This is a genomic window from Streptomyces sp. yr375 (assembly GCF_900110755.1).
In the GTDB taxonomy this organism is placed as follows: domain Bacteria; phylum Actinomycetota; class Actinomycetes; order Streptomycetales; family Streptomycetaceae; genus Streptomyces.
Genome location: NZ_FOFF01000019.1, coordinates 68,434 through 82,639, shown reverse-complemented (window position 1 = coordinate 82,639; position 14,206 = coordinate 68,434). Strand labels below are relative to the sequence as shown.

Sequence of the window (14,206 nt, the reverse complement as noted above, 5' to 3'; positions counted from 1 at the left end):
CTGGCCGGTTGGCTCGCACCATGACCGAGATCCACACCACCGCCGCCCTGCGCTCCTCGGAACGTGTGCTCGGCGGGACGACCGTCGTGGCGCTGTCCGGTGAGATCGACCTCCTCACGGCGCAGCCGCTGTCGGCGCGCCTGGACATGCTGACCGCAGGTCCCCACCCCGATCTCGTACTGGACCTGCGCTCCGTGTCGTTCATCGACTGCGCGGGGCTGGGTGTGCTGTGCCGGGCGCGGAACCGGACGGCGGCCCGCGGCGGACGGCTCCGGTTCGTCACCGGGGACACCGGCTTCCTGCGGATCCTGCGCCACGCCCGACTCGGCGGCGTCTTCGAGATCCACGCACGGCTGCCGCACGCCCTTGCCGCCAAGCCGGAGTCGGCGGCACCTCCGCCACAGCGGGCTGAGCGGCCCACCCGGGTGCCGCATGCAGTGCCGATGGGGTACTCCACAGCCCCTGTTCGGCCCAAGCGACGCCATGTTCCCGACTGACACCTTCGAAGGGACGAACACGATGAGGAGGTGCGGACTCATGGGCAGGAACAGGCGTCTGAAGAAGCGGCTGTGGCGGTTACGGAACAACCCGTTGCGCCGACACGACGACATCGTCGAGGCCCGGATCGTCCTGGTCATGTGGGCGGTCATCGTGCTGGGCGGCGCACTCGCCGGCCTGGTGACGTTCCACGCCGCCGACGAGGTGTTCGCCGCGCAGCGCACCGAGCGGCACACCGTTCAGGCCGTGCTCCTCACGGACACCCCGCCCGCGAACTCGACGCCGGGCGGAGCGCGCGGCCTGATCAAGGCGAAGGTCCGCCGGACGACCGCCGACGGCACCCGCCGCACGGGCAGCGCGCTGGTGGACACAGGGCAGAAGGCCGGATCCAAGGTCGAGGTCTGGGTGGACTCTGCCGGCAGCTTCACCATCGAGCCGCCGAGTTCGAAGGAAGCGACTCTCGAATCCGCCGCCCTGGGCCTGACCGCCACGCTTGCCTTCGCCGGCCTGGCGTTCGGCACCGGAGCCGTCGCACGGTACCGGCTGGACCGGCGCCGTATCGACTCCTGGGACAGGGAGTGGCAGCTTGTAGGGCCGAGTTGGGGCCGCAAGACCCTCTGATGCCCGGCAATGCCACCTCTACTCCTCGGCTCCTCGGCTCCTCGGCTACCGTGCGCCGGGTACGAGGAGGAGCACGCGATGAACACGGAGAGAGCCCGGCGGGCACGGGTGAGATGAAACGGCGTCTGGACCTGTCCGATGCCGTGGTGATCGGCTGGCCTGGGGTCGATGATCGGAGCCGGGATCTTCGCGGCCCTCGGCCCGGCGGCCGACACCGCCGGTTCCGGACTGCTGCTCGCGCCGGCCCTGGCCGCCGTCGTGGCCTACTGCAACGCGACGGCCTCGCAGACTCTCACTCGACGGCAGGAAGCGACCACTGTGGTTGTTGATATCCGACCCAAAGAACCCGTCTCCCGATGAGCCAGCACTCTCAGCCTCGCCAGCCGCTCGCACCGGGGCCCCTCGGGTGAGAACTGACTGCGGAATCAAAGCCCGCAGATCCAACGCCGGAAGGCGTAACGCCCATCCTGTCCGCCAGGGCGAGCTCCCTGTCGAGAGTTCCTGGCATTGAATTGGGAAACAGATCACAGCCCGGACCGCTGTTATGCACGAGAACCGACGTATTTCCGGCGAGTACATAGTACGTGTGGAGATCGTCGACGGTGAGGTTGTACATGTCGGCGGAGCCGGCTTGGTCGGCGACGGCGACAACCGCATTACGCAGGCACGCCTCGGCAAGAGGTCCCCCGAAAAGTCTCCGACTGGCTCAAGACGAGCCTGCTCATCCGGCCCGCGCGTTGCGTCCACTGGTTGCAGTGGTTGTTTCAGGGGTTCAGGACAGGTGGCGGCGGATCCACCAGGCGCACAGGGCTGTGAGGGCGGCTGCCAGTAGGAGGCAGAGGGCGGTTTCGGTCCATTGGAGGGGCCAGAGTTGGGAGGAGGGGTGGAACTCTGCCCAGCGGGCGGTTCTGCCGTGTTCGGCGAGGCACTTGGTGTAGTCGTCGGTCGTGTAGCAGTCGAGGACGTCCGGTACGGGTCGGCCGGCTGCGTCGGCGGCGCCTTCGGCAAGGACCCAGGCGTTCGGCGGGGCGGCGGTGTCGACGGCGTGCTGGACCGTCAGCTTCGTGGTCGGGAGCAGATGGGGCCGGACCGAGTCGAGCACGTAGAGCGCGCCCACGCTCACGACCGCCGTCGCGCCCATCGCCAGGACCGTGCGGCGCAGTATCAGGCCCGCGGTCACGCCGATGAGCAGGGACAGTACGGACAGGCCGACCACCACGGGGCCGATACCGTCGTACGGGTACCACTGGTACCAGGGGAACGAGCTGCCCAGCAGGTGGCCCGCCGGCTGCCACCACCAGGTCATCGCGGCGGCGATCACCCCGCTGATCAGGACCGTCAGGGTCACGGGGACCGCCAGTTTGGCGGCGAACCAGCGCAGCCGGGTGACGGACTGCGTGCACACCGTGCGGTAGGTGCCGGACTCCAGTTCCTGGGCCAGTTGGGGGCCGCCCAGGAAGATGCCGAAGATCAACGGCAGCGCCAGCATCGCCTGGAGCGGGCGGCGCATCGGGAACTGGTGGGTCTGCGAGAAGGCGGTGAGCTTGTGCGAGCAGTCGCCGGCCCCGATCGTCGCGCCCCGGCAGGCGTCGAGGTGTCCGTCGGCGATGGCGGTCACCATCTCCTGGTGCCGGACGATCGCGTACACCGAGATCGCCGCCGCTACACCGAGTCCGATCCAGAACGCCAGCCTGTTCTGCCGCCAGATCAGCCAGGTCAGACCCCGCAGTCGTAGTCCTGATCCGGATCCTGATTCTCGTCCTGACCTGGTCGATCGCGTGAGTGTGGTCATGCCTTCACCTCGTGGTGGGAGACGGGGCGGGCGGTGGCGGTGGCCGTGATCAGCGGGGGGACGTCGTCCGTTCGTAGGTGGGCCAGGAGTAGGTCTTCCAGGGTGGGGAGGGTCGGGTCGGTGTCCGCCGGGAGTGGGCCTCGGGGGCGGATCAGGGCCGTGGTGCGGCCGGCCTCGCTGCGGGTCTCGACGGTCGTCTGGCCGGGCAGGTTCACCAGCCGGGCCGCCTGCGCGTCGGGGACGGAGACCGTGCGGTGGGCGCTGATCAGTTCGTCCACGTCGCCGGCCAGCCGGACCGTGCCGTTGCCGATCAGTACCAGGAAGTCGCAGACGCCCTCGAGTTCGGACACCAGATGGGACGACATCACGACGGTGGAACCGTGCTGGACGGCCGCCGCCATCAGCGTGTCCATCATCTGCCGCCGGACCAGCGGGTCGAGATCGGCCATCGGTTCGTCGAGCAGCAGAAGCCGGGGCCGCTTGCCGAGGGCGAGGGCGAAGGCCACCCGGGTGCGCTGGCCGCCGGACAGGGTGCCGACCCTGGCGTCCATCGGGACGTCGCCCGCGGCGATGATGCGTTCGGCGGTCTCCTGGTGCCAGGTCGGGTTCAGTTCACGGCCCATGCGCAGGGTCTCGGACACCCGGAAGCGCGGGTAGAGCGCCTTCTCCTGGCTGAGGAACGCGGTGTGCTGCCGCGCCTCGGCGGAGCGCGCCGCGTGCCCGCCCAGCCGGACGGTGCCGGTGCTGGGCTCCAGCAGGTCGGCGGCCAGTGACAGCAGGGTCGTCTTGCCGGCGCCGTTCGGGCCGACCAGCGCGCAGATCCGGCCGGCCGGCAGCCGGAACGAGCAGTCCCGCAGCGCCCAGCCGCGCTTGTAGCGCCTGCCGAGTCCCACCGCCTCCAGCGCCGGGGGCGGGGTGCCTCGTAGGGCGCCGGTCGTCGGATCGGTCGTGGTGCGGCTTTTCTTCAAGGCCGGGCCCTTCGTGGGAGGCGTGCGGAAGACGTGCGGGGTGACTTCCTGAACGCTAGAAGTGCCGGTCTGCGGGTGGCTTCGGCGCAAAGTCGGTGCTCGCGCCTACCAAAGGCGTACCGCGGTCGCTAGACCAAAGTCTCTGGGCAGCCCTCGGCCGCCGCTCTACATTTGCGCTCGTGAGCGGTTACCGGCGTGAGAAAGTCATCGACCTGGGCGTCGTCGTGCTGGCCCTGGTGCTGTCGGCGGCCCTCTCCCCCGTCCAGAGCAGGGGGAATCTGGCGCTGGGTCCTGAACTCGGTTCCGGGACATGGCCGTTCGGCACGCTGAGCCTGTCGTTGCCGGCGCTGTCCGGGATCTCCTGGGAGGTGAACCCGGTCTCCCTGGTGGCCATCGGGCTGCTGGGGTGGCGCAGGCGGTGGCCGACCGTCGTCGCGGGCGTGGCCGTGGCCTGCGCGATCGTCAGTCCGGCCGTGGTGCCTCTGGTCGTGGCGCTGTTCACGGTCGCCGCCCTCAGGCCGCCGCGCACCATCCTGGCCGTCGCCGGGTCGGCGCTGCTGCCGCTGCCCGTCTACTTCGTACTGAACCCCTACGCCTCCGGGACGCGGATCGCGAACGCGGTGATCGTGGCGGTGCTGATCGCCGCCGCCGTCGGCTGGGGGCTGTTCGTCCGCTCCCTGGGCGAGCGCGCCGAACGGGCCGAGGCGGAGGCCGTGTTGCGGGTGCGACGGGCCCAGGGGCAGGCCAGGGAGGACATCGCGCGGGAGATGCACGACGTCCTGGCCCACCGGCTGTCCCTGCTGAGCGTCCACGCGGGGGCGCTGGAGTTCAACTCCGGGGTGTCCGCGCGGGAGACCGCCCGCGCCGCCGCCGTGATCCGGGAGAGCGCGCACCAGGCGCTGGAGGATCTGCAGGTGGTGCTCCAGGTGTTGCGTTCACCGGCCGAGGGCTCTCTCGTGGACGGGGCCCGGCCGCCGCGGACCGGTCTTGCCGACGTGCCCGACCTGGTCGAGGAGTCGCAGGACGCCGGTATGCGCGTCGACCTCGACATGCGGGTCGACCTCGACACGGGCGGCGTCGAGGCGGGCGGCGGGCCGACGGGGGTCGCCGGGCTCACGGCCTACCGGTTCGTGCAGGAAGGACTGACCAACGCCCGTAAGCACGCCCAGGGTTCGCCGGTCAGGATCACGGTGGCGGGCGGGCCCGGTGACGGGCTCACTCTGGAGATGTCCAATCCGGCCGGACGAGGTGCCGCGCGCGACGGCATCCCGGGTGCCGGGCAGGGGCTGATCGGCCTGGCGGAACGCGTCACGCTGGCCGGTGGCAGGTTCAGCCACGGCAGGGCCGACGCGGACTACGTACTGCGGGCCTGGCTACCCTGGCCCCCATGATCCGCATGATCCGTGTGCTGCTCGTCGACGACGACCCGCTGGTCCGCGCGGGACTCCGCCTGATGCTGGGCGGCGCGGACGACATCGAGGTCGTCGCCGAGGCGGGTGACGGCGGCGAGGTGCCCGCGCTGGTCGACGAGCACGCCCCCGACCTGGTGCTGATGGACATCCGGATGCCCGGCGTGGACGGCCTGGCGGCGACCCGGCTGCTCCGTGCCCGGCCCGAGCCGCCCGCCGTCGTGATGCTGACGACGTTCAAGGACGACGAACAGGTCCTCGGCGCGTTGCGCGCCGGCGCGGCCGGTTTCCTGCTCAAGCACACCCCGCCCGCCGAGATCGTCACGGCGGTGCGCAGAGTGGCGGCGGGTGAGCCGGTGCTGTCCCCCGCGGTGACCGAGCAGCTCATCGCGCGGGTCACCCGGAGCAGCGGGGCGGACTGGCGGCCGGAGTCGCACGAGGCCCGCGTCCGACTCGACCGGCTGGGCGAGCGGGAACGGGAGGTCGCGGTGGCGGTCGGGCAGGGCAGGACCAACGCGGAGATCGCGGCCGAGCTGTACATGAGCCTGGCCACGGTCAAGGCCCATGTCTCGCACATTCTCACCAAGCTGGAGCTCACCAACCGGGTGCAGATCGCGCTGACCGTGCACTACGCGGGGCTGGCCTGACGGGTCGCGGGGCGGCGCGGGGCGCCGACGACAGGCGGTGGTGACGGCGGCTGGTGACTGGCGCTGGTGACCGTCGCTGGTAGCTGGCGTTGGTGACAAAGTGACTCGGCGTCGGCCGTCTGCGGTGCCGGGCCCGTGGCAGCATGCGCGCCATGAAGGCTGCGTACATGAAGGCTGCGTATATAGAGGGGTTCGGGTCGGCGGACGGTATTCGGTTCGGTGAACTTGCCCCGCCCGTCGGGGGGCCGACCGACGTGGTGGTCGACGTCGTCGCCACGACGGTCAACCCGGTGGACACCTTCGTCCGTTCCGGGGCCTGGCGGACGCCGGTGACCTTTCCGTTCGTCGTCGGACGGGACGTGGTCGGCACGGTCGCCGCCACCGGCGCGGGGGTGAGCGGCTTCGCCGTGGGGGACGTCGTGTGGTGCAACAGTCTCGGTCACGGTGGACGGCAGGGGGCGGCGGCGGAGCGGGTGGTGGTGCCGGTCGACCGGCTGTACCGCCTGCCGGACGGGGTCTCCCCGACGGACGCGGCGCCCGTGCTGCATCCGGCGGCCACGGCGTATCTCGCGCTGTTCACCCGTGGCGCGCTGCGTGCCGGGGAGAACGTCCTCGTCGTCGGCGCCGGCGGGAACGTGGGCGGCGCGGCCGTCGTCCTCGCCGCCGAGGCGGGCGCGCGGGTGCTGGCGACCGCCCGCGCCGACGACGAGCAGTACTGCCGGGGCCTCGGGGCGGAGGGGTTCGTCGACTACCGCGATCCCGAACTCGCCGACCGGTGCCGGGAGTTCGCTCCCGACGGGTTCGACCTGGTCGTCGACGCGGCCGGCTGGAACGACCTGGAGACCGTCGTCGACCTGCTCGCCTTCCGTGGGCGGGTCGTGGTGCTCGCCGGTCTCCGGTCGCGTCCCGTGCTTCCCGTGGGGCCGCTCTATCTCAAGGACGGGTCCGTCACCGGGTTCGTCATCTCGCGCGCCACGACCGCCGAACTCGCGGACGCCGCACGCACGTTGAACCGGCTGCTGGCGCGGGGGCGGCTGCGGTCCCGGTCCGTCGAGGAAGCCCCGCTGAGCGCCGCCGCCGAGGTGCACGCCCGTCTGGAACGGGGCCAACTGCACGGCAGGCGGGTCGTCTTGCGCCCGGACCTCGACGCCGTCTGAAGCCTGTCTGGCCGCCCACTTACCGGACCATGTCTGACTGTCCGTCAATACTTCACAGCACAGCGGATGTTCAGGCATGCCCTGCCGTACTCCCCTTCCTCCCCGTCGACTTGACGGACCCGGCCGGGTTCCGTTGACCGGGTTCCGTGCAACTGGCGACGCTTCCGGCCATGACTGCTACCGAACTTGAGAACACCGCGCCCCAGAACACTCCCCTCTTCCAGGTCAGCGCCGAAACGCGGATCGCCGTCTCGCCGGACGACGTGTACGCCACCGTCAGCGACCTGCCACGCAGTGGCGAGTGGAGCGTCGAGTGCACCGGCGGGCAGTGGATCTCCGGCACCCCGGCGACGGTGGGCGCGGTGTTCCGCGGGGAGAACCACCGGCCCGAGGACGTCGTCGCGTGGGCGCCCGTCGTGCGCGGCGAGTGGAGCACCGAGTCCGAGATCGTCGAGGCCGAGCCGGGGCGGGTGATCCGCTGGGCGATCCGGGACCGTGCCGGGCAACGGCAGGAGAGCGTCTGGTCGTTCGAGCTGCGGGCGGCGGGCGACGGCGGCTGCGTCCTCGTACACCGCTTCTGGATGGGCAGGCCCACCGAGGGCATCCGTGGCATCACCGCCGACATGGATCCGGCGCAGCGGCAGACGTTCTTCCGGGACTGGACGGCCAAGCTCACCGCGGACCTCACGGCCACGGTCCAGCGGATCAAGCAGGTCATCGAGAAGAACTGATCCGGAAGAACAGATCCGGATGAACCGATCCAGAAGGACTGAGCGAGAAGAAGCGAAGGCGGACAGATGCTGTTGCAGCGCATTGCGAACCATGGAATCCGGCTGGGGACGCTCTTCGAACGTGCGGCGTCCCGGCATCCGGCGAACGTGCTGATCCTCGACCACGATCTCGACCTGGCCCCGGACCTGGGCCGCCGGGCCACCGTGCCGGAGCTGGCCGATCTGGTGGCCGACCTGGCCTCGCGGCTCTGGGAGGCGACGGTCAAGCCCGGCGACCGTGTCGTCGTCCACAAGTCCGACAGTTTCGACATCACGCTGCTGGCCTGCGCGATCAGCCGTATCGGCGCGGTGCCCGTACTGCTGTCGCCGCAGCTCGACGGCGACACGGTGGCCGAGTTGATGCGGCGCGCGGACCGGCCGCACCTGGTCACCGACCAGGTCACGTTGGAGGGGTCGCTGCCGGAGTCGGTGTTCGACCTCGCGGAGAGCGTCCTGCTCACTTCCGGTCACCACGAACGCGCCGTGGAACTGGAGGACTTCGCCGGTGTCCGCCGGGTCGCCGCGGTGACCGTGCCCGCCGACCATCCGGCGCTGATCACCCACACGTCCGGGACCACCGGCGTGCCCAAGCTGGCGGTGCACACGGGCCGGACGCTGCAAGCCCGTTACCGTCCGCAGCGGTTGGCGATCGAACCGGTCGTCCGGGGGCGCGAACCCATCGCGATGCACGTGTCGTTCGTCCACTCGCGGCTGTTCACCGCGCTGGCGATCTCGTTGCTGAAGGGCTTCCCGATCCTGGTGCTGTCCGACGCGGATCCGGTGCGGGCGGGCGATCTCTTCGCGCGGATCCGGCCGGGCATCCTGGAGGCGCATCCCAACACGTTCATGCGGTGGGAGAGTCTGGCGGACGATCCGCGTGAACCGCTGGGCAACGTCAAGCTGTTCAGCAGTACGTTCGACGCCATCCATCCGCGTACCGTGCACCGGCTGCTGCACGCCTCGCGCCGCCGGGCGCCGCTCTTCGGGCAGCTCTACGGGCAGAGCGAGGTGGGTCCCACGGTGGTGCGCGCGTTCACCCGGCGGCACGCCCCGGAGGCGGACGGGCGCTGTGTGGGCCGGCCGTTCCCCGGCATGACCGACGTGCGGGTGGTCAGCCGCGACGGGCAGCCGCCGTCGGAGTCCAACCCGGGGTACATCGAGGTGCGCAGCGACGGACGTATCAAGACGTACCTGGGCGAGCAGGAGCGCTACGACCGGCAGCTCAGCGACGGGTGGTGGCGGATGGGCGACGTCGGCTACCGGACGAGGTGGGGGTGTCTGCACCTGCTCGACCGCGAGGTCGATCTCATCCCGGGGTTCGGCTCCACGCTCGCCGTCGAGGACGCCCTGTTCGCGAAGTTGGCCCAACTGACCGAGGTGATCATCATCCCGGACGCGGGCGGCACCGCCGTCCCCGTGGTGTGCACCAAGGACGACAAGCCCCTCGACCGGGAGGCGTGGCGCGGCGCGGTGGCCGGGCTGCCGGCGATGGCGGAACCGGTGCAGTGGCGTCTGACGGACCTCCCGCAGACCGCCACCACGAAGATCAAGCGCCTCGAACTCGCCAAGCGCCTGCCCGCGGCACCCGGTCCGGGCGAGTAGGGGCGCCGGCATGACAAGGACGGTCATAGTCGGAGGCGGCATCGGCGGCCTGGCAGCAGCCCTCGCCATCACCCGAGCGGGAAACAGGGACGGGCCCCGGGCCGAGCACAGTGCCGGACACGGTGCCAGGCACAGCGACGGCCACCAGGTCATCGTGTTGGAGCAAGCCAGCGAGTTCGCGGAGATCGGGGCCGGGATTCAGCTCGCGCCGAACGGGCTGCATGCTCTTGACCGGCTCGGGCTCGGTGACACCGTGCGTGCCCGTGCGGTGCACATCGACGAGCTGCGGTTCATGGACGGCGTGACCGGCGACCACGTGGCGAGCATGCCGCTGACCGGCGTCTACCGGAGCCGGTTCGGGAATCCGTACGTCGTCGTCCACCGCGCCGAGCTGCACCGGCTGCTGCTGGACGCCTGCCGCCGGTCGCCCGCGATCGAACTGCGGGCCGACAGCCGGGCCACCGGCTACCGGCAGGACGACTCCGGCGCGACCGTCCTGCTGGCCGACGGCGGTCAGGTCGCCGGGGACGCGGTGATCGGCGCCGACGGCATCCGCTCGGCGATCCGACGACAGCTCGTCGGCGACGGCGCGCCGCGCGTCGCGGGCATCACCGTGTACCGGACGGTCATCCCGATGGAGCGCGTCCCCGAGGAGCTGCGCTGGAACGCGGTGACCTGGTGGGCGGGGCCGGGCCGGCACTTCGTGCACTACGCGATCGCCGGCGGCCGGTATCTCAATCTCGCCCCGAGCGTCGAGAACGGGGTCACCGAGGCGTTCACCGGGGTCGCCGTGGACCGGGATCGGGTGCGGCGCGCGTTCGCCGACCTGGACGGGACGGCGCGGCGGCTGCTGGCCCTGGGCGAGGACTGGCGGTCGTGGTCGCTGGTCGACCGGGACCCGGTGGACCGCTGGACCGACGGCCGCGTCGCCCTCCTCGGCGACGCAGCCCACCCGATGCTGCACTACGCCGCCCAGGGCGCCTGCCAGGCCCTGGAGGACGCCGTCGTCCTGGGCGACCTGCTGGACGAGGACACGGATGCCGTCCCCGAACGGTTCGAGGAGTACCACGCCGTACGGCACGAGCGCACCGCCCGGATCACCCACGCCGCCCGGGCGAGCACCCGGCTGTGGCACCCGGCCGGAGCCGAAGCGAAAGCGAGGAACGAGATGCTGTCGGCCCTGTCCGGCACGGCCCTGCACGACCATGTGGCCTGGATGCACGGAGCCCGCGAGTTCGGCACGGCGGGAGTCCGCCGATGAGCGTGACCATGAACGAGAGGCGCAACGAGGGGTACGACGAAGGGCACTTGGCGGTGTGTCTCGTGGGCGCCGGACCGCGCGGGCTGTGCCTGTTGGAGCGGCTGTGCGCCAACGAGCGGACGGCGCCGTCGCACGCGTCCGTCACCGTGCACGTCGTCGACCCGGCCCCGCCGGGCGCGGGCGCCGTCTGGCGTACCGACCAGTCCCGGCATCTGCTCACCAACACCGTGGCGTCCCAGATCACCGTCTTCACCGACGCGTCGACGCGCACCGAGGGCCCGATCGAGCCCGGCCCCAGCCTGTACGAGTGGGCGGCCGGCCTGGCCCGCCGCGAGGAACCGGGCGGGTACGAGGAGACAGTCGTCGCCGAGGCCCGGGCGCTGGGCCCGGACTCGTACCCCACCCGTGCCCTCTACGGGCACTACCTGCGGGACTGTTTCCGGCGGGTGGTCGCGCGGGCCCCGGCGCACGTCACCGTCACGGTGCACCGCTCGCGCGCCGTCGCGATGGCGGACACGCACGGCGTGCCCGGCGGGCCCCAGGGGGTGCGGCTGGCGGACGGGACCCGGATCCACGACCTGGACGCCGTCGTCCTGGCGCAGGGGCATCTCCCCGCGCAACTGACGCCCCGCCAGGAACGGACGGCGAGCCTGGCCCGTATCCACCACCTCGCCTACGTCCCGCCGGCCAATCCCGCCGACGTGGACACGGGCCGCGTCGAGCCGGGCGAGCCGGTGCTGCTGCGCGGCCTGGGCCTCAACTTCTTCGACTACATGGCGTTGTTCACCGTCGGGCGCGGCGGAACCTTCGACCGGGTCAGGGACGGCGTCGGGGACCGGCTCGTGTACCGGCCCTCCGGGCGCGAGCCGCGGCTGTACGCCAGTTCCCGGCGCGGGGTGCCTTACCACGCGCGCGGGGAGAACGAGAAGGGCGCGTTCGGCCGGCACACCCCGCGGCTGCTCACGCCCGAGGTGATCGCGGCGCTGCGCGACCGGTCCCGCGACGGTGAGCGGGTGCGGTTCCGGGCCGACGTGTGGCCGCTCGTCGCGGCGGAGGTGGAGGCCGTCTACTACGGCACGCTGCTGGCCGCGCGCGGGGCGACGGCGGCCCGGGCGGAGGAGTTCGTCGACCGCTATCTGTCCGCGCCGCCGCGCCGCCGGGCGGCGCTCCTGGACGACGAAGACCACGACGGCCTCGGCATCGCTCCCGCCGACCGGTGGGACTGGGAGCGTCTCGCCCGGCCCTGCCACGGGCGGACGTTCGCCGACCGCGACGACTTCCGCGACTGGCTCCTCGACTACCTGGCGCAGGACGTGCGGGAGGCGCGGGCGGGCAATGTGAGCGGCCCGCTGAAGGCGGCGCTGGACGTCCTGCGGGACCTGCGCAACGAAGTCCGGCTGGTGGTGGACCACGGCGGTCTGGAGGGCGGTTCGCATCTCGACGAGCTGGAGGGCTGGTTCACCCCGCTCAACGCGTTCCTCTCCATCGGCCCCCCGGTGACCCGGACCGAGGAGATGATCGCGCTGATCGAGGCGGGGATCCTGGAACTCACCGGCCCCGGCACCCAGATCCGCGTCGACACCGACCGCCCCGCCTTCGTCGCCCGGTCGACCGTCGTGCCCGGCCCGCCGATACGGTCCCGGCACCTCATCGAGGCCCGACTGCCCCCGCCCGACCTGCGCCGCACCGCCGACCCGCTGCTGCGCCACCTGTTCCTCACCGAGCAGTGCCGTCCGTTCCACGTCGACGGGGAGTGCGGCGTCCGCCACGAGACGGGCGGCCTGTCCGTCACCGAGCGGCCCGGCCGGCTCGTCGACGGACAGGGCCGGCCCCACCCGCGCCGGTTCGCCTACGGCGTCCCGACCGAGTCGGTGCACTGGGTCACCGCCGCCGGGGTCCGCCCCGGCGTGGACTCGGTGACCCTGGGCGACGCCGACGCGATCGCCCGCGCGGTCCTCGCGCTGGCCCCGGCCCGCGAGACACCGGCGCGGCCTGCCGTGGCCGGGAACAGCCGGTTCACGGGGGTGATCGTATGAACGACGACGTCCTCATCGACGCCGGGCTCCTCTCGCCCGTGCGCGCCGGGACCCCCGTCGAGGCGGCCGTGTGCGACCTGGCCTGGTTGCAGGCCATGCTGGACGCGGAGGCCGCGCTCGCCCGGGCGCAGGCGCGGCTCGGCGCGGTCCCGGCCGGTGCGGCGCAGACGATCACCCGGGCGGCCCGCGCCGAGCGGCTCGAGCTGCGGGCGCTCGCCGTCGCGGCGCGCGAGACCGCCAATCCGGTGGTGGGCCTGGTGGCGGCGTTCCGGGAAACGGTACGGGCGCTGGATCCGGCGGCCGCCGAGTACGTGCACCGGGGCTCCACCAGCCAGGACGTCTTCGACACGGGGGCGATGCTGGTCGCGCGCCGGGCGCTGGCGCTGGTCCGGGCGGATCTCCGGGGCACCGCCGACGCGCTCGCCCGACTGGCCGCCGAGCACCGGGACACCCCGATGGCGGGCCGCACGCTGGCCCTGCACGCGGTGCCCACGACGTTCGGGCTGAAGGCGGCGGGCTGGCGGCACCTCGTACTGGACGCCGCCGAGCGGCTCGACGCGGTGGACGCGGCGCTGCCCGTGTCGCTCGGCGGAGCGGCCGGCACCCTGGCCGGCTATCTCGCCGCCGCCCCGCTCACCGGGGCGGCGGCCGACGCGTATCCCGGGCGGCTGGTCGCGGCCTTCGCCGAGGAGACCGGGCTGGCCCGACCGGTGCTGCCCTGGCATGCGTTGCGCTCGCCGATGGCCGATCTCGGGGCCGCCCTGGCGTTCACCGCCGGGGCGCTGGGCAAGCTGGCCGTCGATGTGCAGTCGCTGGTGCGGACCGAGGTCGGCGAGGTCGCCGAACCGGCAGCGCCCGGCCGGGGCAGGTCCTCGGCCATGCCCCACAAACGCAACCCGGTACTGGCCACCCTGTTGCGCAGCGCTGCGCTCCAAGTCCCGCCGATGGCAACGATCCTGACGCAGTGTCTGATATCCGAGGACGAGCGGTCGGCGGGTGCCTGGCACGCCGAGTGGCAGCCGTTGCGCGAGTGCCTGCGGCTGGCCGGGGGCGCGGCCCACACCGCCGTACAGCTCGCCGAGGGGCTGCGGGTGCGGCCGGAGCGGATGCGGACGAACCTGGAGCTGACCGGGGCCAGGACCAGCGCCGAGCGGATCGTGTCCGCACTGGCACCCACGTGGGGCGGCGAGACGGCCAGGAAGCTGCTCGACGCCGCGTCACAGGAGGCCGAGGAGACGGGCCGCACCCTGCCCGAAGTCCTCCGGGACGTACCCGAACTGGGCCTGAACGAAGCCGAGTTGACGGAGCTGTGCGATCCGGCCGGTTACACCGGCGCCGCCGGCACGCTGGTCGACCACGCACTGCGCGACCGCCCCGACCGCCCCGACCGTTCCTGAAGAACGGGGGCAAGGCGGTCGCGCATACGGAGGCGGCTGTGCGGTGGG

General features: G+C 72.3%; 12 protein-coding genes and 2 pseudogenes. 11 read left to right on the top strand and 3 right to left on the bottom strand.

Annotated elements, in window-relative coordinates:
- Positions 1-20: 20 nt before the first annotated feature.
- The 3 genes and pseudogenes from BMZ82_RS42715 to BMZ82_RS39510 form a co-directional block, all read left to right on the top strand.
- A complete protein-coding gene (locus BMZ82_RS42715; RefSeq protein WP_093777687.1) occupies positions 21-497 on the top strand; it encodes an STAS domain-containing protein in 477 nt (158 codons plus the stop codon).
- Positions 498-537: 40 nt separating this feature from the next.
- Positions 538-1,119, top strand: a complete 582-nt coding sequence (locus BMZ82_RS20190) for an Rv1733c family protein (RefSeq protein WP_093777685.1) — start codon at positions 538-540, stop codon at positions 1,117-1,119.
- 113 nt (positions 1,120-1,232) lie between these two features.
- A pseudogene (locus BMZ82_RS39510) lies at positions 1,233-1,434 on the top strand (amino acid permease); the annotation flags it as partial.
- A 211-nt stretch (positions 1,435-1,645) separates the two neighbouring features.
- Here the strand turns inward: BMZ82_RS39510 and BMZ82_RS42710 are convergent.
- The 3 genes and pseudogenes from BMZ82_RS42710 to BMZ82_RS20175 all read right to left on the bottom strand — a co-directional run.
- A pseudogene (locus BMZ82_RS42710) lies at positions 1,646-1,741 on the bottom strand (hypothetical protein); the annotation flags it as partial.
- 150 nt (positions 1,742-1,891) lie between these two features.
- Complete coding sequence (locus BMZ82_RS20180; RefSeq protein ID WP_093777683.1) at positions 1,892-2,911, bottom strand: ABC transporter permease; 1,020 nt, start codon at positions 2,909-2,911, stop codon at positions 1,892-1,894.
- Positions 2,908-3,879 (bottom strand): ABC transporter ATP-binding protein, encoded by a 972-nt coding sequence (locus tag BMZ82_RS20175; RefSeq protein WP_093777681.1) that lies wholly within the window; start codon positions 3,877-3,879, stop codon positions 2,908-2,910. Before BMZ82_RS20175 ends, BMZ82_RS20180 begins: the two co-directional genes overlap by 4 nt.
- A 179-nt stretch (positions 3,880-4,058) precedes the next feature.
- Between BMZ82_RS20175 and BMZ82_RS20170 the strand changes: the two genes are divergently transcribed.
- The 8 genes from BMZ82_RS20170 (at position 4,059) to BMZ82_RS20135 (ending at position 14,158) form a co-directional block, all read left to right on the top strand.
- Positions 4,059-5,270: a sensor histidine kinase gene (locus BMZ82_RS20170; protein WP_256252012.1), complete on the top strand. Its 1,212-nt coding sequence runs from the start codon at positions 4,059-4,061 to the stop codon at positions 5,268-5,270.
- Positions 5,267-5,935 (top strand): response regulator, encoded by a 669-nt coding sequence (locus BMZ82_RS20165; RefSeq protein WP_177244572.1) that lies wholly within the window; start codon positions 5,267-5,269, stop codon positions 5,933-5,935. The genes BMZ82_RS20170 and BMZ82_RS20165 overlap by 4 nt, the downstream gene beginning before the upstream one ends.
- Before the next feature lie 167 nt (positions 5,936-6,102).
- The gene (locus BMZ82_RS20160; RefSeq protein WP_093777679.1) at positions 6,103-7,092 is read left to right on the top strand and encodes an NADPH:quinone reductase; all 990 of its coding nucleotides are present in this window, start codon (positions 6,103-6,105) and stop codon (positions 7,090-7,092) included.
- 170 nt (positions 7,093-7,262) lie between these two features.
- Positions 7,263-7,823 carry an SRPBCC family protein gene (locus tag BMZ82_RS20155; protein ID WP_093777800.1) on the top strand — a complete coding sequence of 187 codons (561 nt, stop codon included), beginning with the start codon at positions 7,263-7,265 and terminating at the stop codon, positions 7,821-7,823.
- Positions 7,824-7,889: 66 nt separating this feature from the next.
- Positions 7,890-9,464 carry a class I adenylate-forming enzyme family protein gene (locus BMZ82_RS20150; protein ID WP_093777677.1) on the top strand — a complete coding sequence of 525 codons (1,575 nt, stop codon included), beginning with the start codon at positions 7,890-7,892 and terminating at the stop codon, positions 9,462-9,464.
- A 10-nt stretch (positions 9,465-9,474) separates the two neighbouring features.
- Complete coding sequence (locus tag BMZ82_RS20145) at positions 9,475-10,725, top strand: FAD-dependent monooxygenase (protein WP_093777675.1); 1,251 nt, start codon at positions 9,475-9,477, stop codon at positions 10,723-10,725.
- Positions 10,722-12,761, top strand: coding sequence for an FAD/NAD(P)-binding protein (locus BMZ82_RS20140; RefSeq protein WP_256252011.1), 2,040 nt, complete (start codon positions 10,722-10,724; stop codon positions 12,759-12,761). The genes BMZ82_RS20145 and BMZ82_RS20140 overlap by 4 nt, the downstream gene beginning before the upstream one ends.
- A complete protein-coding gene (locus BMZ82_RS20135; RefSeq protein ID WP_093777671.1) occupies positions 12,758-14,158 on the top strand; it encodes a nitrosuccinate lyase in 1,401 nt (466 codons plus the stop codon). The genes BMZ82_RS20140 and BMZ82_RS20135 overlap by 4 nt, the downstream gene beginning before the upstream one ends.
- Positions 14,159-14,206: the final 48 nt, after the last annotated feature.

Excerpts from the sequence above, each read along its gene's own strand:
- BMZ82_RS42715 (WP_093777687.1), top strand. The coding sequence starts at position 21 with ATGACCGAGATCCACACCACCGCCGCCCTGCGCTCCTCGGAACGTGTG.
- BMZ82_RS20190 (WP_093777685.1), top strand. The coding sequence starts at position 538 with ATGGGCAGGAACAGGCGTCTGAAGAAGCGGCTGTGGCGGTTACGGAAC.
- BMZ82_RS20180 (WP_093777683.1), bottom strand. The coding sequence starts at position 2,911 with ATGACCACACTCACGCGATCGACCAGGTCAGGACGAGAATCAGGATCC.
- BMZ82_RS20165 (WP_177244572.1), top strand. The coding sequence starts at position 5,267 with ATGATCCGCATGATCCGTGTGCTGCTCGTCGACGACGACCCGCTGGTC.
- BMZ82_RS20160 (WP_093777679.1), top strand. The coding sequence starts at position 6,103 with ATGAAGGCTGCGTATATAGAGGGGTTCGGGTCGGCGGACGGTATTCGG.
- BMZ82_RS20155 (WP_093777800.1), top strand. The coding sequence starts at position 7,263 with ATGACTGCTACCGAACTTGAGAACACCGCGCCCCAGAACACTCCCCTC.
- BMZ82_RS20150 (WP_093777677.1), top strand. The coding sequence starts at position 7,890 with ATGCTGTTGCAGCGCATTGCGAACCATGGAATCCGGCTGGGGACGCTC.
- BMZ82_RS20145 (WP_093777675.1), top strand. The coding sequence starts at position 9,475 with ATGACAAGGACGGTCATAGTCGGAGGCGGCATCGGCGGCCTGGCAGCA.
- BMZ82_RS20140 (WP_256252011.1), top strand. The coding sequence starts at position 10,722 with ATGAGCGTGACCATGAACGAGAGGCGCAACGAGGGGTACGACGAAGGG.
- BMZ82_RS20135 (WP_093777671.1), top strand. The coding sequence starts at position 12,758 with ATGAACGACGACGTCCTCATCGACGCCGGGCTCCTCTCGCCCGTGCGC.